This window comes from Caulobacter sp. GW821-FHT09H08, from assembly GCF_059415885.1.
Genome location: NZ_JBWKOC010000001.1, coordinates 62,629 through 87,834, shown reverse-complemented (window position 1 = coordinate 87,834; position 25,206 = coordinate 62,629). Strand labels below are relative to the sequence as shown.

Here is a 25,206-nt window from a genome sequence, read left to right as displayed (position 1 = left end):
GGGCGGCGCTTTTCGTTTGCCCCTAAACGGCCTTGGCCGCCTCCGCCGCGCGCAGCAGGCGCAGCACGTTGCCGCCCCAGATCTTCGCCAGATCCTCGCGGGTGTAGCCCTCGGCCAGCAAGCGTTCGCTGATCTTCCAGTAGTCCGAGGCGTCGTTCAGGCCGATCACCCCCCCGCCGCCGTCGAAGTCGATGCCGATCCCGACGTGATCGACCCCGGCCACCTTCAGGGCGTGGTTCAGGTGGTTCATGAAGTCCTCGAAGGTGGCCTTAGGGACCGGGTACTTGGCGTCGATCGCCTTCATCTCGGTCATGAAGCCGGCGCGCTCGGCCTCGCTCATCTTGGCGCGCGCCCCGGCCTTGGCCCGCAGCGCGGCCACCGCCGCGTCGCGCTCGCCGTTCTTGGGCGTCTCGATCAGATAGCTGGAATAGGCATCGACCTGGATAACGCCGCCGCTCGCCGCCAGGGCCTTGATGCGGGCGTCGTCGACATTGCGCGGATGGGCGAACACCGCCTTGCAGCCCGAGTGAGTCAGGATCACCGGCGTCTTGGAGAGCGCGATCAACTGATCCAGCACGTCGTCGGACGAGTGTGAGCCGTCCAGCACCACGCCCAGCCGGTTGGCCTCGGCGACAAACTGTTTCCCCAGCGGCGACAGGCCATGCCACTCGGGCGTGTCGGTCGAGCTGTCGGCCATGTCGTTGTTCTTGAAGTGGGCCAGGCCCGAGATCCGCACGCCCAGCGCGTAGAAGGTCGAGAGCAGGCTGACGTCGCCATCCATCGGATAGCTGTTCTCGACGCTCATGAAGACCACGCGCTTGCCTTGGGCGACGATCCGTTCGGCGTCGTCGGCCTTCAGCGCCAGGGCGAACTTGTCGCCATGCCTGGCGACCATCTCGTGGATCTCGACACCCCTTATCAGCGCCGCGTCGCGCGCCGCCCGCGTCGCCTCGGGCGTCCGGGGCCCCTGCGTCGTGAAGATGGCGAAGAAGCCGCCATCCAGGCCGCCCTCGACCATGCGCGGATAGTCGATCTGCGAGCCGTCCTTGTCGGCCGAATGGCGGTCCAGGATGTCCCAGCCCGGCCGGCCGAAATTGGCGGGCGTGTCCAGGTGGGTGTCGAGGGTCAGCAGGCCCTCGTGCAGCTTGCGGGCGGCGGCGGGATCCGCCGCGTGAGCGGCGCCGGCGACCAGGGCCAGGGCGGCAGTCGTGGCGAGGAGAAGACGGGTCATGGGTACGCTCGCAAAGGGCCCGGCCGGCCGTTGCAGCGGCCGACCGGACAGCGGGGACTAGAAGTCGGCGGAGATCGTGAACTGGATCGTGCGCGGCGGCGCCGGGCGGAAGCTGGCCGCCGTGTTCACCGTGGTGCTGATCGTGCCCAGATAGTCCTTGTCGAACAGGTTATCGACGTTGACCCGCGCCTTGATCTGGCTGAGCGGCCCGGCCGAGAAGCCGTCGCCGATGTCGATATAGGCATTGACGATGGTGTAGCCGCCTACCTTCTCGCTGTTGACGAAGTTGGTGAAGCGGCTCTCCAGGTGGCGGGCCGAGACGTTCATCAGAAGGCCGTCGAACGGTTCCAGCGTCACGCCGCCCTGGAACACCCAGTCGGGGAAATCCGGCACCTTCTTGCCGGCGACCGCCAGGGTGATCGGGGCGGCCGTGGTGCTGGCGCGGTAGTTCAGGACGTCATCCTGGAACTTGGCGCTGTTGTACGAGACGTTGGCGTTGAAATAGGCTTTGCCGGCGAAGATCTCCGGCTTCCACTGGCCGCTGAACTCGACGCCCTTGGCCTTCACCGCCCCGACGTTCTGGTAGAAGGTCTCGGTAATGCCGCCGCCGCCGGGCACCAGGGCCGCGAAGGCCTGGAGCCGGTTCTTGAACTCGGTCTGGTACGCCACGACCGAGGCGTTGAACGTCTTGTGGTTGGCGCGATAGCCCAGTTCCCAGTTGGTCGAGGTTTCGGGCTCGGGCGCCGTGACCGTCGGGCTGGCCGCCGAGAAGATGTCGTCCGCGCCGCGCGGCAGGGCCATGTTTTCCGAGTACGACGCGAACACCTGGTCGCGGCCGGTCACGCTGTAGACCGCGCCAACTTGCGGCAGGAAGCTGTCCTTCCAGTTGGCCTTCAGGATCGGGTGGCGCCTGTTGATGTAGTCGTTGGGGTTGCGATAGCCGGCGATCTTGTAGTCGATGTCGGTGGCCTTGAAGCCCAACTCCAGCTTCAGCTTGGCCTCCAGCAGAGTCAGGGTGTCCTTGACGAAGAACTGCTGGGTCTCGCGCAGCGACTTGTAGTCCCGCTGGGCGTGGACGCGCTCGTTGAACAGCGGCTTGCCGTCGGGATTGCCGTTCTCGACGTTGTAGCGGTTCTGAGTGCGGTGATAGTCGTCGTTCTCCAGCCAGAGGCCGGCCTCGATCTTGTTGAAGCCGACATGCCAAGCGACCTTGGCCGTGACGCCCTGCCGGATGCCGTCGATGCCCGACAGGCCGTACTGGATGCCCCTGGGCGCGAACAGGCCCGGTACGATCAGACGCTCGGCGTTGTAGCTGGCCAGCGAGGTCGCATACGCCTCGGGCGAGACGCCGTAGCCGCCCTTGTCCTCGTAATAGGCCGTCGTGGTCAGATCGAGGTCGTCGGTGATCGGCGTGTTCAGCGTCAGGCCGTAGAGGTGGTCCTTCCGCTTGTTGACCGCGAACTTGTAGTACTGGGCGTAGTTGGCGTTCGAGTACGGCACCCCGGCCACGGCCTCGGGCAGGCTGCCGGTCGGGATCGACAGCGCCGTGCCGAACGGAACCGAGGTCGGCACCACGCCCAGATAGGCGAAATAGCGCCCCTTGCGGCCGAACACGTCGCCCGCCGTTCCGGCGTACTGCGCCAGGGTGATCGACGGACTGTCATAGTCGAAATAGTCGTTGTGGACGGTCTGGAAGCTGATGTCGCCGCCGTTGGGCAGGTCGTACTTCAGCTTGCCCTCGTAGTGCTTGCGATCGATCGTACCCGGGCCGCGCCACAGGTCGCCCTTGATCCACGACCCGCTGACATACCCCGTCAGCGGCCCGACCTGCCCCATCTCCAGGCGCAGGAACGTGCGGCGCAGTTGGTCGCTGCCGAAGGTCTGGCTGATCGCGCCGCCGGCCTCCTTGGACGGAGCCTGGGTGAAGTAGTCGACGATAGGACCAAGCGAGGCGTAGCTGGGCAGGGCCACGTCGCCGGCCCCGGCCGAGGCGGTCACCCGCAGCAGGTTCTCGTTGTCGACATAGCGATAGATCGGGCTGCCGCCGAACTGGTCGCTGCGCCCCATCGGGATGCCGTCCAGCAGGAAGCCGATCTGCTGGAAGTTGAAGGCCCGCACCGAGACCGAGTTGCCGAACTCGTACATGCCCAGGGCGTCGTTGGCCTGGACGTTGAAGCCCGGCAGGCTCTCCAGCATCTTCAGGCCGGTGATCCCCGCCGGCGCCGACAGCAGCGCCTCGCGGGTGATGGAGACGGTCGCCGTGGCATGGTCGGTGCCGATGGCGACGCTGGCTTCCGACAGGCGCTTGCCCGTCACAACGACCGTGTCCAGTTCGGCGGCCTTTTCGGCTTCCTGAGCCAGAACCGGCGTCGCGCTTCCCAGAACGGAGGCGGCGAGAAGCAGCGCCCTAAGGCGAACGGCGGCGTGTGCAGGTCTGCGAGTGGTCATGACTATCCCCAATCATTTTGACCAGGGCAGCGTCATCAACCCGTCATCATCGGTAAATCCGAAAACATTCTGGATATAAGAATATATTCACAAAGTGAAAACACTGACCAATCGTGCTTCATTTGTGAACATTGAAAATGTACTAACCTCAACACTCAATGGGTATGCCACGAAAGTCATATATGACGATCGCGTTCATTGTATTTGACCTTATCGACATATGGGATCCGTTAGATCGGCATGGGCGCACGCGTGGGTCTGGGCGGGCCAGGACGGCTCGCCTTCGCACCCCCGCTGTCCTTGGGCCTGAGAGATTCAGCGCCCCGTCTCTGGCGGACGGGCGGTCGCCTTGCTCCTTCGGCGAGGGCGCATGCCCTGCTTTCCAGCGTTTAGCGTCTCACGCGGTCCTTCTGCTTGAGCGTTTCCGGGGCGGTTTCGCCTTCAGCGCCGGGCCGGGGCCCGATCTCTCCCGCGAGAGGCTTTCCAGAAAAGGGCCTGGGCCGCGCCCGTCAACCGGTCCGCCCCGTCACGAAACACCCTCCGCCTTCAACGCCTGCCTCGCTTGCAGAAAACGCCAATTCCAGCGGCGCCCGCGTCGCCGCGTCGCAGCCCGATCCTCGACCGGCCACATCTCGTTAACCATATATTCGAAGCTTCCCCGCTAGCCTGGCAGGGTCATGGCCGTCTCGTTCTCGCGCAAACCCGCCTATGCCGCCGCCGCGCCTGCTCCGGCCGCGTCCGGCGACCTGCGCGCCAAGCTGATGGCGGCCGTCAGCAATCCCTACATCAGCGCCAGCGGCGCGGCCTGCCTGTTCCTGGTCTCGCTGGCGACGCTGGTCCTGGTGACCAGCGACCCGCACGCCGGCTCGCCGGTGATTCGCCTGCCGCTGACCGAGATCGGCGCGACCAAGAACGCCCCCGACGGCTGGCGCGAAGCCCTGGGCGGCGATCCGGCCCACGAGGCCGAACTCGTCCCCGGCCAGCTGGGCCTGTCGCGCGATCCGTTCGCGGCCCACAAGGCCGAGGTCGGCGCCGAGGGCGCACCAGAGGGCCTCGAGAACCTGCCGCCGATCCAGCAGGGCCCGGGCCTGGCCCAGGCGCCGATCGCCGGCCTGACCGCGCCGGGCCCCGGCGGCGGTCCGCTGCCGATCATCGGCGCCGATGGCCGCACCGCCGCCGAAGCCTATGCCCGCCCCTTCAAGCCGAACGGCCGCCCCAAGGTGTCTGTCGTCATCGGCGGCCTGGGCCTCAACGCCCAGACCACCCGCGCGGCCATCGAGACCCTGCCCGGCGAGGTGACCCTGTCGTTCGCCCCCTATGCCGAGGGCCTGCAAGGCTGGATCGACCTGGCCCGCGCCCACGGCCACGAGGTCCTGCTCGAGACCCCGATGGAACCGGCGGACTACCCGTCCAACGACCCCGGCCCCTACACCCTGATCGCCGCCAACCGACCGGAAGACACCGTGCGCAAGCTGGAATGGCTGATGTCGCGCGCCACCGGCTATTTCGGCCTGTCGAACTATCTGGGCGCCCGCTTCGTCGAGAGCGACCAGGCGATGACCACCTTCAACGCCGTGCTTAAGGCGCGCGGCCTGGCGTTCGTCGACGACGGCCTGGCTTCGCGTCGCGCCGGCCCGATCCCGCGCGCCTCGGCCGACCGGGTGATCGACGACGAACTGTCGGCCAACGCCATCGACACCCAGCTGCGGGCGCTGGAAAACGGCGCGGCCGGTCGTGGCCAGTCGCTGGGCTCGGGCTTCGCCTATCCGGTGACGATCAACCAGGTGCGCATCTGGGCCGCTGGCCTGCAGGCGCGCGGCCTGCAGCTGGCGCCCGCCTCGGCCCTCGCCCACCGATAAGCATATAACCTTCGGCATACTGGCGCGCCGCGAGAACTCGTGGAACAACGCTCGCCATGACCGAGCCGGACTACCCTAAGCATCGCCCGAACGTCGGCGTCGTCCTGTTCCACCAGGACGGCCGTGTCTGGCTGGGTCGTCGCAACAAACAGGCCCCGCCCCACAACTGGCAGTTCCCGCAAGGCGGCGTCGACGAGGGCGAGGACCTGGAGGTCGCCGCCCGTCGCGAACTGGCCGAGGAGACCGGCGTCACCTCCGTCGAACGGCTCGGCCGCACCGAAGGGTGGATCACGTACGACTTCCCGCCCGAGGTCCTGGCCGACAAGAAACATTCGCGCGGCTGGCTTGGTCAGAAGCAGGTCTGGTTCGCTTATCGCTTCACCGGCGACGAGGCCGAGATCGATCTGGAAGCGGACGAACACGTCGAGTTCGACGCCTGGAAATGGGGCAGGCTCGACGAAGCGCCCGAACTGATCGTACCCTTCAAGCGCGGGGTGTACGAAGCGGTGGTCGCCGCGTTTGAAGGGTTCGCGCGGGGCGGCTGATTTTCGGCCCGCGTGGTGGGGAGAATGGCATGGCGGACACGGTTCTGCTGATACACGGCTACGGCTGCGCGGGGGACGTCTGGGGCCCTGTCGCCGCACACCTGAGAGCTGAGGGCTTTCGCGTCGAGACGCCGACGATCCGGTCGGCGGTGCGGACTGTCGACGGCCCGCGCGCGGGTCTCGCCGGCCTGACCCTGGCCGACTATGTCGCCGAGATGAGCGCCCTGGCCCAGACCCTGGCCAAGGAGACCGGCAAGAAGCCGCTCGTCATCGGCCACTCGATGGGCGGCCTGATCGCCCAGAAGATCGCCGAGGCCGGCCATGCCGCTGGCCTCGTCCTGTTCGCCCCGGCCTCGCCGGCCGACGCACGCGGAAGAACCAGGCTCACGCCCGTCTTCACCTTCCTCAACATGGCCCTGCAGTCCAAGCCCGAGACCCGGGTGGGCAAGATGTGGAAGACGGGCTTCAAGTTCGGGGTGATGAACCTCGTGCCGCCCTCGCGTCACGACGCGCTTTACGCCACCATGGTGTTCGACAGCGGGCAGGTGCTCGCTGACCTCGCCTGGCCGCACAAGGACCCGAACCGGGCCGCCCATGTCGACGCATCCAAGGTCACCGTGCCCGTGCTGGTGCTGGCCGGCGCCCAGGATCGAACCACCCCGGCCGAAGACGTTCGCCTCGTCGGCAAGAAGTACGCCGGCGCCGACTACATCGAATATCCCAACAACGCCCACTATCTCATAGATGAGCCGAACACGATGAAGATCCTCTCCGATGTGATCGCCTGGCTGACGGGCAAGAAACTGACCCCGGCCGCCGATGCGGCTCCCGCCCCAGCGCCGGCTCCGACCCCTGCGCCGGCCCCGAAGGCCGCCGAGCCCGCGCCTGCGCCCGCTCCGGAACCGGTGAAGGCTCCCGAGCCGACACCCGCCCCGGCTGCTGCGGCTCCGGCGCCCGCCGCCGCGCCCGCGCCGAAGAAGGCTCCGGCCGCCAAGGCGCCCGCCAAGCCGAAGGCCGAGGCCAAGCCGAAGGCGGCTCCGAAGCCCAAGGCCGCTCCGGCCGCCAAGCCCGCTCCGGCGGCGAAGGCTCCCGTCGCCAAGGCCGCGCCGAAGAAGGCCGAAGCCGCTCCGGCCAAGGCGCCGGCCGCCAAAGCCGCTGCGCCGAAGGCCGCCGCCAAGCCCGCCGCCGCCAAGGCTGCTCCGGCCAAGGCCGCGCCCAAGGCTGAAGCCAAGCCGGCCGCTCCGGCCAAGGCCGCGCCGAAGGCTAAGGCGGCTCCGGCTGCGAAGCCCGCCGCCGCCGCGAAGGCCCCGGCCGCCAAGGCCGCGCCCGCCGCTCCGAAGGCGGCTGCGAAGCCCAAGGCCGAAGCCGCGCCCAAGGCGCCGGCTGCCAAGGCTCCCGCCGCTAAGCCCGCCGCGAAAGCTGCTGCTCCGAAGGCCGCTGCTCCGAAGGCGCCCGCCGCCAAAGCCGCCGCGCCCAAGGCCGCCGCCAAGCCTGCGACAAAGGCGCCCGCCAAAGCCCCTGCCAAGCCGAAGAAGTAGGTGTAGGCTGATCCCCGCCGACTGCTTCGTCGGCGGGGTTTACTGTCGGGGTTCATGCGCGCACCGGTGATCATGGTCCACGGCGCCTTCTGTGGCGGCTGGACCTTCGACGCGTTCCGTCAGCCTTTCGAGGCGGCGGGTCATAGCGTTTTGACGCCCGACCTGATTGGCCACGATGGCGCGAGCAGCGCGGCCGGGGTCTCCATGACCGACTACGCCCGCCAGATCGCGCGGTTGGTCGATGCGTGCGAGACGCCGCCGATCCTGATCGGCCACTCGATGGGCGGCCTGGTCGCCCAGATGGCCGCCAGCCGGGCCAAGGCCTCCAAGCTGATCCTGCTGGCCCCGTCCGCGCCCTGGGGCGTCTCGGGCGCGAGCCTGGAAGAGGCGGCCTCGGCCATGAGCCTCTACGCCCTCGGTCCCTACTGGCTGCAGGCGATCCCGCCGGACTATGGCGTCGTGCGCCGCTACAGCGTCGACAAGCTGGCCCGCCCCGAGCGCAAGGCGATCTTCGCCCGCATGACGGCCGAAAGCGGCCGGGCGCTGTGGGAAACGCTGAACTGGTGGCTGGATCCGTTCATGACCACCTCGGTCTCGCCCCCCGGCTGCCCCGTGCTGGCCATCGCCGGCGGGCAGGACGTCATCCACCCGCCAGCCACCGTCCGCCAGACCGCCGCCCGCCTGGGCGGCGCGGTCGAAGTGTTCCCGAAGATGAGCCACTGGCTGCCTGGGGAACCGGGTTGGGAAGCGGTGGCGGAGCGGTGCCTTGATTTTATCGGCGCCGAGGGGCGCCAAGCGGCCTAGGCGCCGAAACCCCACCCTTCGACAGGCTCAGGGTGAGGTTTCTACTGAGAGGCCTCAAAAGTAGTCCTCACCCTGAGCGTGTCGAAGGGCGAGGACGGGCCCGCTACGTCGACGCTAGACCGTCGGCGAAAACACCTTCAGCCCCAGGATCCCCGCCACGATCAGGCCCAGGCACACCAGCCGGGCGGCCGTCGCAGGCTCCTTGAACAGCACGATGCCGACGATGGCCGTGCCGACCGCGCCCACGCCGGTCCAGATGGCGTAGGCCGTGCCCAGCGGCAGGGTCTTCACGGCCCAGCCCAGCAGACCCATGGACAGCACCAGGCTGACCGCGGTGAGCGCGATCGGGATGGGTTTGGTGAAGCCTTCGGTGAACTTCAGGCCGACGGCCCAACCCACTTCGAAGACACCGGCGATAAGGAGAATGATCCAGGCCATGACGAGCCCCTTTTCAGGTGGGGTCGTCCCCAGACAAAGCAAAAGGCGCGGGGGTCGTCCCCCGCGCCTCGCTTAAATAGGTCCAGAGCCCTCGAGGGGCAAGGCGAGCCTTAGCGGCTGGTCGTGCTGTACAGGACCTGGGCGCGCTCGAAGTTCTTGCCGACCGAGGTCTCGTCCAGCTTCTTCAGGCGCATGTACACGAGGCCGGCGTGGCCGTTGGCCCAAGCGTCGTCCCACGAGACGGTGAAGCGGCGGAAGTCGCTGCCGATCGTCTGGTCGTTGCGGATCAGGCGCAGCTGCGGGCTGTTTTCCCAGGTCGCGTAGTCGTGCAGGGCGTTGGCCAGTTCCTGGGCCTGCTCGGGGGTCTGCGCGTAGTCGATGGTGATCGTGCAGACGTTCTTGTTCGAGCCCGGGTTATCCAGGGTGATGTTGTAGGGCTTCTCGAGCGCCAGGACCCACTGCTCCTTCTTCTTCTTGAAGCCGTAGTCCTTGACCAACTGCGCGAAGTCGCCGCCGGCGACCGACGGCTTGCAGATCTTGTCCAGCACGTCCATCAGGCGGACCGACAGCGGGTCGGTGGTGCGCGGACCGCGAACCGGAGCCGTATAGGTCTCGGCCGGAGCCGCGGTCGCGGCGGGCGCGGCCACCGGCGGAGCAGCCTGGTCAGCCGGAGCCGGAGCGGTTTGATCGGCCGGAGCCGGAGCAGCGGCGGGAGCCTGAGCGGGCGCGGCGGCCGGAGTCGGCGCGGCGGTTTGTTCCTGGGCGACGGCGGTGGTGACCGCGCCGAAGGCGATCAGGCTGGCGAGCGCAAGGCGCATAGGCTGGTTATCCCCAACAAGACAGAGGTCGGCATTAAAACCGACAGGCGGTCCCTCGCAACCCTTATGGCTACGGATTGAGACCAAGATTAGGCCACAAATGTAATTTTCTTACTTATGGCGCGGCGGATGGTCACTCCGGACATGAAAACGCCCCCGATCCAAAGGAATCGAGGGCGCATTCAAAGCGTATCGCGAGCCTGAATCAGGCCGCTTCGACGGCGTGCTCGGCCAGGATCGTCAGGCCTTCCGGACCGACGTCGGCAAAACCGCCCTGGATGTCGAACACCTTGGTCGTCGCGCCGTCCTTCACGGTCACCTTGCCTTCGCGCAGCGTGGTCATGAACGGAGCGTGGTTGGCCAGGACGCCGAAGTCGCCTTCCGCGCCGGGGGCCTGGACCATGTCCACGTCGCCGGAGAAGAGTTCGCGCTCGGGGGCGACCAGGGAAAAGTGCAGCTTGGCCATCAGTTGAAGGTCTCCTCGACGTCGCCCAAGGCGGCTTCGATGTCTTCGTCGGTCTGGATCTCGGTCCCGCAGAACGGGCAGAAGTGGATCGTGGCCAGCATCAAGCCGGTCTCGCCCTCTTCTTCCCGCTCACCGAGGTTCAGCAGGATCAGACCGCTGTCATGCTCGATGAGACCGGCGTTGGTGTCCGGGGACACCGCCTCCGCCAGCTCTTCGCAGCAGAATTGGCCCAGATCGGCGTCTTCGGTCATCAGACTTCAGCCGCCATCTTTTCGGCCTTGGCCACGGCTTCCTCGATCGCGCCGACCATGTAGAAGGCGCCTTCCGGCAGGTGGTCGTACTCACCGTCCACGATGCCCTTGAACGAGCGGATCGTGTCCTTCAGCTGGACGAAGGCGCCCGGCGTGTTGGTGAACTGCTCGGCGACGTGGAACGGCTGCGACAGGAAGCGCGAGATCTTGCGGGCGCGCGAGACGACCAGCTTGTCGTCTTCCGACAGCTCGTCCATGCCCAGGATGGCGATGATGTCCTTCAGCGACTTGTATTGCTGCAGGACTTCCTGGACGCGACGGGCGACCGTGTAGTGCTCTTCGCCGATGACCAGCGGGTCCATGATCCGCGAGGTCGAGTCCAGCGGATCGACGGCCGGGAAGATGGCCTGGGCGGCGATGTCGCGCGACAGAACGGTGGTGGCGTCCAAGTGGGCGAACGAGGCGGCGGGCGCCGGGTCGGTCAAGTCATCGGCCGGGACGTAGATGGCCTGGACCGAGGTGATCGAGCCCTTGTTCGTCGAGGTGATGCGCTCCTGCAGGTTGCCCATCTCGGTGGCCAGGGTGGGCTGATAGCCCACGGCCGAGGGGATGCGGCCCAGCAGAGCCGACACTTCGGCGCCGGCTTGGGTGAAGCGGAAGATGTTGTCGACGAACAGCAGCACGTCCTTGCCTTCTTCGTCGCGGAAGTATTCCGCGATCGACAGGCCGGTCAGGGCGACGCGGGCGCGGGCGCCCGGGGGTTCGTTCATCTGGCCGTAGACCAGGGCGCAGCGCGAACCTTCGGTCGAGCCGTTGTTGGCCTTCGGGTCGACGTTGACGTTCGACTCGATCATCTCGTGATAGAGGTCGTTGCCTTCGCGGGTGCGTTCACCCACGCCGGCCAGAACCGAGTAACCGCCGTAAGCCTTGGCGATGTTGTTGATCAGTTCCTGCATCGTCACGGTCTTGCCGACGCCGGCGCCGCCGAACAGGCCGATCTTGCCGCCCTTGGTGTAGGGGCACATCAGGTCGATGACCTTGATGCCCGTGACCAGCACTTCAGCGGTGTTGGTTTGTTCAGCGAAGGTCGGGGCGTCGCGGTGGATGGGGCGCGACAGGTCCGACTGGATCGGGCCCTGCTCGTCGATCGGCTCGCCGATGACGTTCATGATGCGGCCCAGCGTGCCCGGACCGACCGGAACGCGGATCGACTCGCCGGTGTCACGGACGGGCTGGCCGCGGACCAGGCCTTCGGTGGCGTCCATGGCGATGGCGCGGACGGTGTTCTGGCCCAGGTGCTGGGCGACTTCGAACACCAGGCGCTGGCCGGTGGCGGTGTTGGTCGTCTCGACGGCGTTCAGGATCGCCGGCAGAGCGCCGTCGAACTCGATGTCGACGACGGCGCCGATGATCTGGACGAGGCGGCCGGTGGCGCCATCCAGGTTCACGGCGGCGTTGGCCGGAGCGGCGGCTTTCGGAGCGGCCGGCTTCTTGGCGGCCGGAGTCTTAGCAGCGGCGGGAGCCTTAGCGGCGGCGGCAGCCTTCGGAGCAGCAGCGGCCTTGGGGGCGGCGGGCTTCTTGGCGGCGGCGGCGGCCGGCTTTTCAGCGGGGGTCTTGGCCATGGCGTGCGGTCTTTCGGTCTCTGCGTGCTTGTGTCGTTAGGCTTGGATCAGACGGCTTCGGCGCCGGAGATGATCTCGATCAGCTCCTTGGTGATCTGGGCCTGGCGGGAACGATTGTACTCGAGGGTGTAGCGCTTGATCATGTCGCCGGCGTTGCGCGTGGCGTTGTCCATGGCGGTCATCTGGCTGGCATAGAAGCCGGCCATGTTGTCCAGCAGGGCCGACAGGATCTGAACCGTCAGGTTGCGCGGCAGCAGGGTCTCGAGGATGGCCTCTTCCGAGGGCTCGTACTCGTAGACCGCCGTCGGACCGGTCGGGGCTTCGACGCCTTCCACGGTCGCCGGGATCAGCTGCAGCGCCGTCGGGGTCTGGATGACCACCGACTTGAAGCGGCTGTAGAACAGCGTGACCACGTCGATGTCGCCGGCCTCGTAGAGGCGCGTGACGACGTCGGCGATCGGCTGGGCCACCGACAGCGTGAACTGGCGGTAGGCCGACAGGTCGAAGTTCTCGACGATCTGGCTGGCGTACAGGCGCCGCAGCTGGGCGGTGACCTTCTTGCCGACGCAGACGATCTTGACGTCCTTGCCCTGGGCGATCAGGCCGTCGATGTGCTGGCGCGCGGCCCGCACGATCGACGAGGTGAAGCCGCCGGCGAGGCCGCGATCGGCCGCCGCGACGACGATCAGGTGACGATCGTCACGACCCGTGCCGGTGAGCAGGGCCGGAGCCCCGTCGCCCGACACGCCGGCCGCGAGATTGGCGATGACCGAAGCCAGGCGCCGAGCGTAGGGACGAGCGGCCTCGGCCGCGTCCTGGCTCCGGCGCAGCTTCGCCGCCGCCACCATCTGCATCGCTTTCGTGATCTTTTGCGTCGCTTTGACGCTCGAGATCCGATTGCGCATTTCCTTCAAGCTGGCCATTCGGCGCTACTCTCTCCGAGCGTTCCGAGGGGGCTTAGGCGAAGGTCGCCGAGAAGCTGTCGAGCGCGCTCTTCAGCGTGTTCTCCAGATCCTTGTCGAGGGCCTTCTTCGTGCGGATGCCGTCCAGCAGGTCCTTGTGGGCGCTGTGCAGGCGGGCCAGGAACTCGGTCTCGAAACGGCGAACCGACGAGGTCGGGATCTTGTCCAGATAGCCGCGCGTGCCGGCGTAGATCACGCAGACCTGCTCTTCGACCGACTGCGGCGCGTATTGCGGCTGCTTCAGCAGCTCGGTCAGGCGCTCGCCGCGAGCCAGCATCTTCTGGGTCGAGGCGTCCAGGTCCGAGCCGAACTTCGCGAAGGCGGCCATTTCACGATACTGGGCGAGTTCGCCCTTAATCGGACCGGCGACTTGCTTCATGGCCTTGATCTGGGCCGACGAACCGACGCGCGACACCGAGATGCCGACGTTCACGGCCGGGCGGATGCCCTGGTAGAACAGGTCGGTTTCCAGGAAGATCTGGCCGTCGGTGATCGAGATCACGTTGGTCGGGATGTAGGCCGACACGTCGTTGGCTTGGGTTTCGATGATCGGCAGAGCCGTCAGCGAGCCCGAACCGTTGTCTTCGTTCAGCTTCGCGGCGCGTTCCAGCAGGCGCGAGTGCAGATAGAACACGTCGCCCGGATAGGCTTCGCGGCCCGGCGGGCGACGCAGCAGCAGCGACATCTGACGGTAGGCGACGGCTTGCTTCGACAGATCGTCATAGATGATCAGGCCGTGCAGGCCGTTGTCGCGGAACCACTCGCCCATGGCGCAGCCCGAGAACGGGGCCAGGTACTGCAGCGGGGCCGGCTCCGAGGCCGAGGCGACGACGACGGTCGTGTATTCCAGGGCGCCGTGCTCTTCGAGCGTCTTGACGATCTGGGCGACGGTCGAACGCTTCTGGCCGATGGCGACGTAGACGCAGTAGAGCTTGGCGCTCTCGTCCTTGCCGGCGTTGGCGGCCTTCTGGTTCAGGATGGTGTCGATGGCGACGGCGGTCTTGCCGGTCTGACGGTCACCGATGATCAGCTCGCGCTGGCCACGGCCGACCGGGATCAGGGTGTCGATCGACTTCAGGCCGGTCTGCACGGGCTCGTGCACCGACTTGCGCGGGATGATGCCCGGAGCCTTCACGTCGACGCGGCGACGCTCGGTATATTGGATCGGGCCCTTGCCGTCGATCGGCTCGCCCAGCGGGTTGACGACGCGGCCCAGCAGGCCACGGCCGACCGGAACGTCGACGATTTCGCCCAGGCGACGGACTTCGTCGCCTTCCTTGATGGCCTGGTCCTGGCCGAAGATCACGGCGCCGACATTGTCGCGCTCGAGGTTCAGGGCCATGCCCTTCACGCCGGCCTTCGGGAATTCCAGCATTTCACCGGCTTGGACGTTGTCCAGGCCGTAGATGCGGGCGATGCCGTCACCGACGGACAGCACCTGGCCGACGTCCGAAACGGCGGCTTCTTCGCCGAAGTTGGCGATCTGCGACTTGAGGATGGCCGAAATCTCGGCGGCGCGGATGTCCATGGTCTTCTGGGCTCTCTGCGATCTAATTTTTTCGGGGCGCTTAAATTAAAGGCTTAAGCGCGCTTCAGGGCGAATTTCAGGGAATCGAGCTTCGAACGGAGCGAAGCGTCGAAGAGACGCGAACCGACGCGCACCTTCAGACCGCCCAGCAGGGACGGATCGACGCGCGTGGAAACTTCGGGGGTCTTGCCCAGGGCCGAGGCCAGGGCGGCTTGCACGCCCTTCAGCTGGGCGGGCGAGAGGGCGGCGGCCGAGACGACTTCGGCCGTGACGACGCCGCGGTGCTTGGCCGACAGCTCGGAGAAGGCGGTGATGGCGCCCAGCAGGTCGCCGGTGCGGCCGTTCGAGGCCACCAGACCCAGGAACTTCGTGGTCAGCATGTCGAAGCGGGCCTTCACGGCCACGGCGACGAGACCCTTGCCCTTGTCCTCGGCCGAGAAGGCCGGCGAGTCGATCAGGCGGCGCAGGTCGGCGCTGTCGGCGATCATCGCCTTCAGGCTCTTAAGGTCGCTCTCGACCTTGGCCAGGTTGCCGTTCTCGATCGTCAGTTCGAAGAGGGACTGCGCATAGCGCTGACCCGCATCCGTCGCCTTGGTTTCGTCCGCCACTTGGTATCCGCCCGGTGCGTTGCAATGGCCGCCGACAAGAAGGTGAACTCTCATCACGGCTTAAAGACTTGAGCGCGCTTATGAAAAGCACATGGAAGGCCGACGCGTCCGCATCGCCCTGTCCGAAGCCGCGCGCCTGATAACACGGGCCTTTCGCAGTCGCAACCAAGCGGGCGCGACCAAGCGGGCGGTCAGGCCTCGGCGCGACGGAACACGGCCGATGCGGAGGCCGCCAGAGCGCCGTCCTGACGACGCAGTTCGGCCTGGGCGAAGACCAGGCTGCGCGTGGCGCGCTCGACCCAGGCCTTGGGGGCTAGGTCGTCCGTGGACGCCGGGACGCCATAGTCGACTGTCATCGACGTCAGGCTGGTTCCCTCGCCCGCGGCCTTGCGCAGCACGGATTCCAGCTGGGCTGAGAGGCTTGTGTCCATGGCTTTCAACTAGTCCTCCCGCCGGAAAAGAAAAGAGGCGGCGGAAAGATCCCGCCGCCCCGTTTAGGCGAATGCTCGAGGAAACAGCCAGACAGGGCCGGAGAAACGGCGACCCCAAAGCGTCTGGTACTCAGATAAAGCGCAGTACGTGTTCTTACTTAGCCGAGGCCAGGGCGGAACCGCCCTTGGCCGAGGCGTTGCAGCGGGTCAGGTCTTCAGCGTCCAGCGACTTGGTTTCGCCGCCGAAGGCCGAGACGCGGCCCACTTCCTTGGCGAGGGCCTTGCAGGCCACCGCGGTGAGAGCCCGCGAGGGGGCTTGGGTCGAGACGCACTCGGCGCCTTCGCAAACGAAGACGGCGCCACCGGCGACGACCTTGGTCTTGGCCGCCAGCGGCGAGTCCAGGGCGACGGCGATACGGCCATCGGCGAAGGCCGAGCCAGCGAACATGACGGTGGTGAGGGCGGCGACAGCCGCCAGCGAACGGAGCTTCATGGGAAAGCCCTCCGACGTTGGGGAAGTTGGAAAGATCGTTGATCGGCGATAAGCTATGTACTGGCCGCTCAGCCCTCTCACCCCGCCTGGGGCGTCAGCGCCGGTATCCCCACCGGTGCTTCGGGTCCGAACTAAGCACCGCTTAGATATCAGTGATAAGAAATTGCGCAAGCGGAATTTCGTACGCGCACCGATTTTTCGGAAAACAGCGGTTTGCTTCCGAAGTTGACGAGTTGGGGTCGGAAACGGCGAGGTTCAAGGGGTGGCTGACGCGTCGGCCCCTTCGCAAAAAACCCGCCACAAGGGCGGGAATGACGGAATGGTATGGAGAGCTCCGAAGCCCGGCGCCTACAGCCCCAGGATCGAGTCGATCCGGCTCTCGGCCTTGGCGTGGATGGCGCGATCCTCGACCATGCCTTCGGCGCGGGCGTAGCGGCCGTCCTTGCCGACGCGGCGCTTGATGCCCTCGGCGCTGAGGACCAGGTCCTTCTTGGAGTCCGTAAAGGAGCCCATCACCACGGCCATCACCGAACCGATCAGGGCGGCGGCCACCGGGCCGACGGCGCCGATCCAGCCTTCGCCGAAGATGGCCTGCAGGCGCTCGATCAGCAGCTCGCGATTGACCTGTTTCTCCATCACCTGGACCATCCAGAGCACGCCGCCCTCGATGGTGACGGCGATCAGCACCGGAATGACCACGCCAAGGATCCGCGGCCGGAGGAACATTCCGAGCGCGGCGCCAAGGATCGCGAAGGCGGCCATGGTGATCATGGCGGAAACCCTACGCCCGGCGCGGTCAAGGACCCGTTAAGCCCGCTCCGTTCTGCGTTCCCAAAGGGCACGGTTGGCCGCGACAGCTTGCCGCGCTTAGTCTCCTCCATAACCAGAAGACGAGCGCAGGGAGGCTTTGCCATGGACTTCCAATTGCCACCGGAGCTGACGGCCTATCTCGCCGAGCTCGACGCCTTCATCGAGAAAGAGATCGCGCCCTTGCAGGCGCGCGACGACAACGAGCGCTTCTTCGACCACCGCCGCGAATGGGCCCGCACCGACTGGGACGGCGGCGGCCTGCCCAAGCATGAGTGGGAAGAGCTGCTGGCCAAGGCCCGCAAGCTGGCCGACCAGGCCGGCCACTACCGCTTCGCCTTGCCATCAGCCTACGGCGGCAAGGACGGCTCCAACCTCTGGATGGCGGTGATCCGCGAACACCTGGCCGCCAAGGGCCTGGGCCTGTTCAACGACCTGCAGAACGAGCACTCGATCGTCGGCAACAACCCGTTCGTGCTGATGGTCCGCGACTTCGGCCGGCCCGACCAGCAGCATCTGATCACCGACATGCTGGACAAGGGCGCCTTCCGCCCGACCTTCGGCCTGACCGAGCCCGAGCACGGCTCGGACGCCACCTTCATGGAGACGCGCGCCGTCCGCGAGGAGCACCACGGCGAGGCCGGCTGGCGGATCAACGGCCAGAAGATGTGGACCACGGGCATGCACGCGGCCACCCACTGCTGCCTCTTCGCCCGCACCAGCGGCGAGGACGGCGACGCGCGCGGCATCACCTGCTTCCTAGTCCCGGCCCATGCGCCGGGGGTGAAGGTCGAGGAGTACCTCTGGACCTTCAACATGCCGACCGACCATCCGCGCGTCAGCTTCACCAATGTCTGGGTTCCCGAGAGCGCGATGTTCGGTCCCGAGGGCGGGGGCCTCGCGCTCGCCCAACACTTCGTGCACGAGAACCGCATCCGTCAGGCGGCTTCCAGCCTGGGCGCGGCGACCTACTGCATCGAGGAGAGCATCAAGTACGCGCGCGCGCGCAAGCCGTTCGGCAAGGCCCTGGCCGAGAACCAGGCCATCCAGTTCCCGATCGTCGAGCTCTCCACCCAGGCCGAAATGCTGCGCCTGCTGATCCGCAAGACCGCCTGGGACATGGACCAGATGACCAAGGTCGAGGTCGAGAAGCGCCTCTCCGACAAGGTCTCGATGTGTAACTACTGGGCCAATCGCCTGTGCTGCGAGGCCGCCGACCGGGCCATGCAGATCCACGGCGGGCTGGGCTATTCCCGCCACAAGCCGTTCGAGCACATCTATCGCCACCACCGCCGCTACCGGATCACCGAGGGCAGCGAGGAGATCCAGATGCGCAAGGTCGCCGCCTGGCTGTTCGGCTACATCGGCCCCCGCAAGCAGGCGTTCGCGGAGCTCTGAGTTCCAGCCCTCCACATGTCGAAGGTTTAATCCTGCGCCACCTGACGTAGTGTCATCGCCGCGCTATCTAACATCGGTACGCGAGCATACATGTTCGCATGGAGGGACTTGATGAACCGTCTGGCTCGTAACGCCGCGCGCGCCGCTCTGATCGTCGCCATTCCCGCGACCCTCGCCGGCTGCGGGATCAACACCATCCCCACCCAGGACGAGGCGACCAAGACCGCCTGGGCCGAGGTCCAGAACCAGTACCAGCGCCGCGCCGACCTGGTGCCGAACCTGGTCGCCACGGTGAAGGGCTACGCGGCTCAGGAGAAGAGCGTGCTGGTCGAGGTGACCCAGGCCCGCGCCAGCGCCACCCAGGTCAAGGTCGACGCCTCGACCATCAGCGACCCGGCTGCCTTCGAGAAATACGCCGCCGCCCAGGACCAGCTGTCCGGCGTGCTGGGTCGCCTGATGGTGATCCAGGAGCAGTATCCGGACCTGAAGTCGAACCAGAACTTCATGGCCCTGCAAAGCCAGCTGGAAGGCACCGAGAACCGCATCACGATCGCGCGGCGCGACTACAACGAGACCGCCCAGAAGTACAACACGACCCTGCGGACCTTCCCCAGCGTGTTCTGGGCCAAGACGATGTACAGCGGCCAGAAGCCGGCCCAGCTGTTCCAGGCCTCGGCGGCGGCGCAGAGCGCCCCGGCCGTCGACTTCAGCGCGCCGCCGTCGGCGGCCCCGCCGAAGGCGCAGTAAGTGCACATCTTCCGCTCATCCCCGCGAACGCGGGGACCCAAGCCGAGCCTGACGGTTTCGCGCGACGTCAGCGCGGCCAAGACCGCTTGGGTCCCCGCTGGAGTTTATCCTCGGGCGCGCGCTTCGCGCGACCCGTGGGCAGGGATGAGCGGGTTCTTGGTGATGTTGGTGGTGACCCTAGTGGTCGCCCTCCCCGCCCTCGCCGATCCTAAGTTCCCGTCCCTGACCGGCCGGGTGGTCGACGAGGCCCAGATCCTGTCGCCGGACGCCGAGCGCGACCTGACGACCAAGCTTGAGAACCTCGAAGCCACGACCGGCCGCCAGCTGGTCGTGGCCACCGTGCCCTCGTTGCAGGGCTACGAGATCGAGGACTACGGCTACAAGCTGGGCCGCACCTGGGGCATCGGCGACAAGGACAAGGACGACGGCGCGATCCTGCTGGTCGCGCCCAACGACCGGAAGGTGCGGATCGAGGTCGGCTACGGCCTGGAGCCGGTGCTGACCGACGCCCTGTCCAGCGTGATCATCCAGAGCGCCATCCTGCCCAAGTTCAAGGCCGGCGACCTGGAAGGCGGCGTGGTCGCCGGGACCAATGCGATCATCGACCAGCTGGCCGCCCCGGTCAGCGCAGCCCAGATCCGGATCGAAGAGGCCGAAAAGCCCGTCCACCACAAGGCCAAGGGCTCGCCGATCGTTGGCTTCCTCATCCTGCTCTTCATCATCTTCCTGTTCTCGAACCTTTTCCGACGCCGACGCCATCGCGGCGGCCTGGGCTCGGCCCTGCCCTGGATCATCCTGGGCGCGCTGAACAACGGCGGCCGAGGCGGCGGAAGCTGGGGCGGAGGCGGCGGCTGGAGCGGCGGAGGCGGCGGCGGCGGGTTCTCCGGCGGCGGCGGATCGTTCGGCGGCGGCGGCAGTTCGGGGAGCTGGTGAGATGGCGACACGCATGACCCCACAGGACCTCGACCGCATCGCCGGCGCGGTCGCCGAGGCCGAAAAGACCACGGCCGGCGAGATCTTCTGCGTCCTGGCGCCCGAGGTGTCGGACTATCGCGAGACGCCCCTGGTGTGGGCGGCGGCTGCGGCGCTGGTCCTCCCGGCGGCCGCCCTGTTCGCGGGGTTCCGGCCCGAGATGCTGACCCGCCTGTTCGGCGGCTGGAGCGTCGGCCATCACGCGGCCATGGACGGGGCGATCCTGTCGGCGCTGTCCACCTATGTGATCCTGCAGCTGACGGTGTTCGTTGTCGCGGCCCTGGTGGTCTCGATCCCGCCGGTCCGCCGCGCCCTGACGCCCGGCTCGCTGAAGGCCGCCCGGGTCAAGCGCGCGGCCATGGAACAGTTCCTCAGCCACGGCCTGCACGTCACCCGCGACCGCACCGGGGTGCTGATCTTCGCCGCCCTGGCCGAGCACCGGGTCGAGGTCATCGCCGACGAAGGCATCTACAAGGCCGCGCCCGACACGGCCTGGGACGAGGTCGTGGCCGACCTGGTCGGCGGCCTCAGGCAAGGCAAGGTCGCCGACGGCTTCGTCGCCGCTGTCGGCCGCGCGGGCGCGATCCTCGCCGCCCACGTCCCACCGCGCGGCGACGACCGCAACGAACTGCCCGACAGCCTGACTATCCTGCCGAGGCGCTGATGTCCGCCCTCGTCGAGTTCGCCCTGGAGGTCGGGTTCGAGATGGTGGGCGCGCTGATCGAGAGCGTGCTGGACGCCCGCTACAAACGGCGGCAGGGGCTGAGCTGAGATGGCGTGTGGGGGGCGTCATCTGGGCCTGTTCTTCGTCCTGACCTTCGCGATCACCTGGGGCGTCGGCGGGCTGTGGCTCCTGTTCCCCAAGCCGCTGACCGCGTTGCTTGGCCCATTCGCCTATGGCTCCCCGGCCTATCTGGTCGCCGCGTGCGGTCCCAGCCTGGCGGGCCTGGCCCTGACACTGGCCGAGGGCGGACGCGCCGGACTGGTCGCCTTGCTCCGTCGCCTGGTTCCCGGAACGGCGCTCACCTTCGCGGTCGCCGTCCTGGCTCTGCCCGCCATCGCCCTGGCGCTCAGCCTGGCCGTGCCGGCGCCCTGGCCGGTGAAGCCGCACGCCGTCCTCGTCGCCTCGCCGCTGCTTCTGCTGACCACCGCCCAGGTCGTCCGCAATGTCGGTCCGCTAGGCGAGGAGTTCGGCTGGCGCGGCTATGCCCTGCCCCGGATGCTGGAGCGCTGGTCGCCGCTGACGGCCGGGACGATCCTGGGCCTGGCCTGGACGCTCTGGCACGTGCCGGCCTTCCTGTTCTCGGGCATCGTCGTGACGCCGCTGTCGGACATCGGCTGGTACGCGCTGGGCACCGTCGCCCTGTCGCTGCTGATGACCTGGCTGCACGTGAAAGGACGCGGCAGCCTGCTGGTCGCCGGCCTGATCCCCCACGCGATCATCAACGCCATGGGCGCGACCGGCGCCTGGGCCACACGCCCGGCCGAGGCCGTGGCATTGGCGATCGTGAGCCTGGCCTTGTTCGGCTTCTGGCCAGCCCGCCCGCGCCCCAGCTGACCTCTCCACGCTCCGGCGCGGGATACGAACGCCGGCTCGCGCGCTTCTTAAGGTGAGGCTTCCGGGAGTTCGCCATGTCCGATTTCGACACCTTTCTCGAAATCCGCCGCCAGGCGGCCCGGGCCTATGTGAACGGCAACGCCGGCCCGCTGGACCAGCTGGTCGCCACGGCCTGTCCGGCCAGCTTCTTCCCGCCGCGCGGCGGACACGAGGAAGGCGCCGACTGGGTGGCCAGCATCTATGCGCGCGACGCCGGAGCCTTCGCCGAGGGCGGCGAGACCACGCTGGAGATCCTGCACAGCGACTCGACGGGCGACCTCGCCTACTGGACCGGCCTGCAGCACGCGACGGTGCGGCTGGCCGGCCATGACGAGCCGGTCGAGATGCACCTGCGGATCACCGAGCTGTTCCGGCGCGAGGACGGCGCGTGGAAGCTGGTCCACCGCCACGCCGATCCCCTGGCCGAGGCGAAGGCGGAATAGAAAAGCACGGGCGATATTGAGCTTGGCCTTGGTCAGCGTCTGGCCTCCCATACGGGCAGAACAAGAGCCCTGAGGAGGAAGCCCATGGCCAGCATCGACCCGACCCGCGAGCAGTTCGACGCCTTCAAGGCCCTGCCGCGCGACACGCCGATCCAGATGCTGAACCTCGTCAGGCTGAGGGCGCTGGCCGACTATCCCGAAGGCCACCCCAACCACGGCAAGGGGATGAGCGGCCTGGACGCCTATCGCGAATACGGCCGCACCACCGCCGCCCTGTTCCAGGGCCTGGGCGGCCGCCAGGTCTGGGCGGGCCGACCCGAGGTCGTGGTCACCGGCCCGACCGACGAGCGCTGGGACCTGGCCTTCATCGCCGAGTATCCCAACGCCGGCGCCTTCCTGGCCATGGTCACGAACCCTGACTACCGAGGCTTCGTCCAGCACCGCACCGCCGGGGTCGAGGACTCCCGCCTGATCCGCCTGTCGCCCCTGACGCCGGGCGAAGGCTTCGGGGAATAGAAAACGGGCGGCCGCCGAAGCGACCGCCCGTCTCCGTTCGTCGAAGGTGTCTACCCCCTAGAACGACTTGCGGACCGTCACGCCCATGGTGCGCGGCTGGCCGACCGAGTAGCCGAGGCGAGCGCGGCCGCCCCGTTCGCGGTCGAACGACAGCAGGGCGTTCTCGTCGAACAGATTGTTGACGTAGAGGGTCAGGTCGACCCCGTCCTGCATCTCCAGGCCGGCGCTCAGATTGACGATCTCGTAGCTGGGCAGCTTGAGGTTGACGACCGTCGGGACCGTGCCCGTCGCCCCGCCGAACGGCAGGCCCGACACGAACGAGCGCGGGTTGTTCTCCTGGTCGCTGGCCTGGGTGAAGCGGGTGCCCACGTGCTGGAGCGACGCCTTCAGGTAGCCGTTGACGCCCTCGCGGACCTCGTGGCTGTAGGTGACGTCGAACGAGACCTGGAACTTCGGCACCGACGGCAGGCGATTGCCGTCCCGGATGCCGCCGATCACCGCGCCCGTCCCGTCCTTCACGGTCGAGTCGAACTCGGCTTCCAGCAGGCTGCCCGAGAAGCCTATGTCGAGACCCGAGGCCAGGCGCGCGGTCAGCTCGGCCTCGACGCCCATGGTGTGGGCCTTGGCCACGTTGAACACGACGCGCGACGAGCACGAACCGGCGTCCAGCGTCGTCTGCAGGTTCTTGATGTCGGTGTAGAAGGCCGCGGCGTTTAGGCGGACCCCGCCGAAGCGAGACTTCACGCCGCCTTCGTAGTTCCACAGCGTCTCGTCGTCATAGTTCTGGTAGCCGCCGAAGATCGCCTTGTCCTGCGCCGAGCAGAGCGGGAGGTTCAGCGGATCGTTGACGCCGCCGAGGCGGAAGCCCTTCGAGGCCTGGGCGTTGAAGGTGACGGTGTCCGACGCCTCGTAGCTCAACAGGAAGCGCGGCGTGAAGCCGTCCGACGAAGTCGTGTCGGTGCGGTTGTCGCCGTTGGCGAACAGGCCGCCCGACTTGAACTGGCGGGTTTCGCTGAAGTCGTAGTAGCGGCCGCCCGCCGTCGCGGTCAGCTTGCCCATGGTGTAGTTCACTTCACCGAACAGGGCCTTCTGCTTGATGTCGTAGGGCAGGTAAGCGTTGTAGGGCGAATTGGCTGGGAAGCCGTTGGCCACGGCGGCCGAGGTGCCCGCGCCCAGCACGGCGTTGGTGTAGGCGTCGTAGCCCGGGGTCGGCAGGCGCTGGTTGTAGACGCGGTCGACCTTCGAATAGAAGCCGCCGATCACCCACTGGAACGGACCTTCGCCCGTCGAGGCCAGGCGCAGTTCCTGGGTGAATTGTTCGAGGTCGGTGGTGTCCACCAGCTTCGACGGCAGGGTCACCGCCGCGGCCGGGAAGCCGAGATCGACCGAGACGCTGCCCGTCAGGGCGCTGGCGTCGCGGTTCACGGCGATGTCGCGGTTGATCAGGCTGGTGACGCTGGTCAGGGTCGCGCCGTCGAAGTTCACATTGGCCGTCAGGTCGGCCACACTCGTGTTGTCGGCGAAGCTTTCGTCCAACAGCAGGTACTGCTCGCGCTCGCCCAGGGCGATCTTCGGACGGGTCGTGGTGTTGTTGTTGGCGAAGAGGTTGAACACCTCCTGGCGATTGAAGCCGCCGGCCCGTATCTCCTGATAGACGATGCGCGGGGTGAAGTTCACCTGCTCGTTCGGCTCGATGTAGAACGACAGGCGCCCGCCGCGGCGCGTGCCGCCGTTGACGTTCTTGTCGACCTTGCCGCCTTCCTTGCGGGCGTCGATGAAGCCGCCGTACTCGGTCAGATAGCCGACGGCGCGCATGGCGACCTTGTCGGAAATCGGAATGTTGACCGCGCCCTTCACGTGGCCGCCGAAGTCGCCGCCGCCCACCAGGTTGGCGCTGGCTTCGAAGGTGCCTTCCTTGACGCCCAGCTTGGGCTGGTTGGTGATGTAGCGAATCGTGCCGCCCACCGAACCCGAGCCGAACAGCGTGCCTTGCGGACCGCGCAGGGTCTCGACGCGGTTCAGGTCGAAGAGGTCGATGTCCGGGGTGAACAGCGACAGCGAGATCACGGACTCGTCGAGATAGACGCCGACCTGCTCCTTCACGCCCGGCTGGTCGCGCACGACCTGGCCGGCGGAGACGCCGCGCACCGACACTTGGCTCTGGCCGGGGCCGAGGTTCTGGATCGTCAGACCGGCGACGTTGCGCGACAGGTCTTCCAGGGTCACGGCGCCCGAACGCTGGATGTCCTTTTCCGTCTGGGCGTTGATCGAGAAGGGGATGTCCTGGATCGTCGCGTCGCGCTTGGTCGCGGTGACGATGATCTCGTCGATGGCGTTCTGGTCGGCCTGCTGGGCGGCCGCGAAGGCCGGAACGGCAAGAATGCTTACAAGCGCGCTGGCGCCCAGCAGCGCGCGCGCGCGACGGCGCGACATGGCGTTGGTCATGGATACCTCCCGTATGTTTTTGGCGTTCTTGGAGTCGTGCTCCCGACGCAACTGCAGCGTTCATCACGGAATCGAGGGAAGTCAACGCGAAACGAAGGTCAGCAGAATCAGGGATTTAGACACCGGTGACACTGTGATCACAATGTCACGCTCGGCCCCTTCGGGGCACGATTTTCCTTTACGCACGCGTGATCTTTCGCACCGCAAAAAGTCGGTCTAGGGTGGCGGCAATTCAAACT

General features: G+C 67.3%; 25 protein-coding genes and 1 riboswitch. Of the genes, 11 read left to right on the top strand and 14 right to left on the bottom strand.

Annotated elements, in window-relative coordinates; genetic code table 11:
• Positions 1–22: 22 nt before the first annotated feature.
• Positions 23–1,231 carry a dipeptidase gene (locus tag AC07NN_RS00450; protein ID WP_494637127.1) on the bottom strand — a complete coding sequence of 403 codons (1,209 nt, stop codon included), beginning with the start codon at positions 1,229–1,231 and terminating at the stop codon, positions 23–25.
• A 57-nt stretch (positions 1,232–1,288) separates the two neighbouring features.
• Positions 1,289–3,691 carry a TonB-dependent receptor gene (locus tag AC07NN_RS00445; protein WP_494637126.1) on the bottom strand — a complete coding sequence of 801 codons (2,403 nt, stop codon included), beginning with the start codon at positions 3,689–3,691 and terminating at the stop codon, positions 1,289–1,291.
• 380 nt (positions 3,692–4,071) lie between these two features.
• Positions 4,072–4,161: riboswitch (glycine riboswitch) on the bottom strand.
• Positions 4,162–4,356: 195 nt separating this feature from the next.
• On the opposite strand from AC07NN_RS00445, the gene AC07NN_RS00440 reads away from it, so the two are divergent.
• The 4 genes from AC07NN_RS00440 to AC07NN_RS00425 are packed head-to-tail and all read left to right on the top strand — an operon-like array spanning position 4,357 to position 8,425.
• Complete coding sequence (locus AC07NN_RS00440; protein ID WP_494637124.1) at positions 4,357–5,538, top strand: divergent polysaccharide deacetylase family protein; 1,182 nt, start codon at positions 4,357–4,359, stop codon at positions 5,536–5,538.
• A 56-nt stretch (positions 5,539–5,594) separates the two neighbouring features.
• Entirely contained in the window at positions 5,595–6,083 is a 489-nt protein-coding gene (locus AC07NN_RS00435; RefSeq protein WP_494637122.1) for an RNA pyrophosphohydrolase, read from the top strand.
• Positions 6,084–6,112: 29 nt separating this feature from the next.
• The gene (locus AC07NN_RS00430) at positions 6,113–7,621 is read left to right on the top strand and encodes an alpha/beta hydrolase (protein WP_494637121.1); all 1,509 of its coding nucleotides are present in this window, start codon (positions 6,113–6,115) and stop codon (positions 7,619–7,621) included.
• A gap of 54 nt (positions 7,622–7,675) precedes the next feature.
• On the top strand, positions 7,676–8,425 hold the full coding sequence (locus AC07NN_RS00425; RefSeq protein ID WP_494637119.1) for an alpha/beta fold hydrolase: 750 nt from the start codon (positions 7,676–7,678) through the stop codon (positions 8,423–8,425).
• A 114-nt stretch (positions 8,426–8,539) separates the two neighbouring features.
• On the opposite strand, the gene sugE is transcribed toward AC07NN_RS00425, so the two are convergent.
• The 11 genes from sugE to AC07NN_RS00370 all read right to left on the bottom strand — a co-directional run bounded on the left by sugE (position 8,540) and on the right by AC07NN_RS00370 (position 16,813).
• Positions 8,540–8,863 carry a quaternary ammonium compound efflux SMR transporter SugE gene (gene sugE, locus AC07NN_RS00420; RefSeq protein ID WP_494637117.1) on the bottom strand — a complete coding sequence of 108 codons (324 nt, stop codon included), beginning with the start codon at positions 8,861–8,863 and terminating at the stop codon, positions 8,540–8,542.
• Between the two features lie 110 nt (positions 8,864–8,973).
• Complete coding sequence (locus AC07NN_RS00415; RefSeq protein ID WP_494637115.1) at positions 8,974–9,681, bottom strand: hypothetical protein; 708 nt, start codon at positions 9,679–9,681, stop codon at positions 8,974–8,976.
• A 205-nt stretch (positions 9,682–9,886) separates the two neighbouring features.
• Entirely contained in the window at positions 9,887–10,147 is a 261-nt protein-coding gene (locus AC07NN_RS00410) for an ATP synthase F1 subunit epsilon (protein ID WP_066686484.1), read from the bottom strand.
• Positions 10,147–10,398, bottom strand: a complete 252-nt coding sequence (locus AC07NN_RS00405; protein ID WP_494623164.1) for a hypothetical protein — start codon at positions 10,396–10,398, stop codon at positions 10,147–10,149. The genes AC07NN_RS00410 and AC07NN_RS00405 overlap by 1 nt, the downstream gene beginning before the upstream one ends.
• On the bottom strand, positions 10,398–12,020 hold the full coding sequence (gene atpD, locus AC07NN_RS00400) for a F0F1 ATP synthase subunit beta (RefSeq protein WP_494637113.1): 1,623 nt from the start codon (positions 12,018–12,020) through the stop codon (positions 10,398–10,400). The genes AC07NN_RS00405 and atpD overlap by 1 nt, the downstream gene beginning before the upstream one ends.
• A gap of 47 nt (positions 12,021–12,067) precedes the next feature.
• Positions 12,068–12,943, bottom strand: a complete 876-nt coding sequence (locus AC07NN_RS00395) for a F0F1 ATP synthase subunit gamma (protein WP_494637111.1) — start codon at positions 12,941–12,943, stop codon at positions 12,068–12,070.
• A 34-nt stretch (positions 12,944–12,977) separates the two neighbouring features.
• A complete protein-coding gene (gene atpA, locus AC07NN_RS00390) occupies positions 12,978–14,510 on the bottom strand; it encodes a F0F1 ATP synthase subunit alpha (protein WP_494637109.1) in 1,533 nt (510 codons plus the stop codon).
• A 53-nt stretch (positions 14,511–14,563) separates the two neighbouring features.
• Entirely contained in the window at positions 14,564–15,118 is a 555-nt protein-coding gene (locus AC07NN_RS00385; RefSeq protein ID WP_494637107.1) for a F0F1 ATP synthase subunit delta, read from the bottom strand.
• 191 nt (positions 15,119–15,309) lie between these two features.
• Positions 15,310–15,549 carry an acyl-CoA thioesterase domain-containing protein gene (locus AC07NN_RS00380; RefSeq protein WP_494637105.1) on the bottom strand — a complete coding sequence of 80 codons (240 nt, stop codon included), beginning with the start codon at positions 15,547–15,549 and terminating at the stop codon, positions 15,310–15,312.
• A gap of 154 nt (positions 15,550–15,703) precedes the next feature.
• The gene (locus AC07NN_RS00375; RefSeq protein WP_494637103.1) at positions 15,704–16,042 is read right to left on the bottom strand and encodes a DUF8200 family protein; all 339 of its coding nucleotides are present in this window, start codon (positions 16,040–16,042) and stop codon (positions 15,704–15,706) included.
• A 348-nt stretch (positions 16,043–16,390) separates the two neighbouring features.
• Positions 16,391–16,813, bottom strand: coding sequence for a hypothetical protein (locus AC07NN_RS00370; RefSeq protein WP_494637101.1), 423 nt, complete (start codon positions 16,811–16,813; stop codon positions 16,391–16,393).
• Between the two features lie 141 nt (positions 16,814–16,954).
• On the opposite strand from AC07NN_RS00370, the gene AC07NN_RS00365 reads away from it, so the two are divergent.
• The 7 genes from AC07NN_RS00365 (at position 16,955) to AC07NN_RS00335 (ending at position 22,522) form a co-directional block, all read left to right on the top strand.
• The gene (locus tag AC07NN_RS00365) at positions 16,955–18,247 is read left to right on the top strand and encodes an acyl-CoA dehydrogenase family protein (protein WP_494637099.1); all 1,293 of its coding nucleotides are present in this window, start codon (positions 16,955–16,957) and stop codon (positions 18,245–18,247) included.
• Between the two features lie 90 nt (positions 18,248–18,337).
• On the top strand, positions 18,338–18,994 hold the full coding sequence (locus AC07NN_RS00360) for a LemA family protein (protein WP_494637097.1): 657 nt from the start codon (positions 18,338–18,340) through the stop codon (positions 18,992–18,994).
• Between the two features lie 144 nt (positions 18,995–19,138).
• Positions 19,139–19,927 carry a TPM domain-containing protein gene (locus AC07NN_RS00355; protein WP_494637095.1) on the top strand — a complete coding sequence of 263 codons (789 nt, stop codon included), beginning with the start codon at positions 19,139–19,141 and terminating at the stop codon, positions 19,925–19,927.
• A 1-nt stretch (position 19,928) separates the two neighbouring features.
• Entirely contained in the window at positions 19,929–20,630 is a 702-nt protein-coding gene (locus tag AC07NN_RS00350) for a TPM domain-containing protein (protein WP_494637094.1), read from the top strand.
• 108 nt (positions 20,631–20,738) lie between these two features.
• Positions 20,739–21,524 carry a CPBP family glutamic-type intramembrane protease gene (locus tag AC07NN_RS00345; RefSeq protein ID WP_494637092.1) on the top strand — a complete coding sequence of 262 codons (786 nt, stop codon included), beginning with the start codon at positions 20,739–20,741 and terminating at the stop codon, positions 21,522–21,524.
• 74 nt (positions 21,525–21,598) lie between these two features.
• Complete coding sequence (locus tag AC07NN_RS00340) at positions 21,599–22,006, top strand: YybH family protein (protein WP_494637090.1); 408 nt, start codon at positions 21,599–21,601, stop codon at positions 22,004–22,006.
• Positions 22,007–22,090: 84 nt separating this feature from the next.
• Positions 22,091–22,522, top strand: coding sequence for a DUF1330 domain-containing protein (locus tag AC07NN_RS00335; RefSeq protein WP_494637088.1), 432 nt, complete (start codon positions 22,091–22,093; stop codon positions 22,520–22,522).
• A 57-nt stretch (positions 22,523–22,579) separates the two neighbouring features.
• On the opposite strand, the gene AC07NN_RS00330 is transcribed toward AC07NN_RS00335, so the two are convergent.
• Positions 22,580–24,967, bottom strand: coding sequence for a TonB-dependent receptor (locus tag AC07NN_RS00330; protein ID WP_494637086.1), 2,388 nt, complete (start codon positions 24,965–24,967; stop codon positions 22,580–22,582).
• Positions 24,968–25,206: the final 239 nt, after the last annotated feature.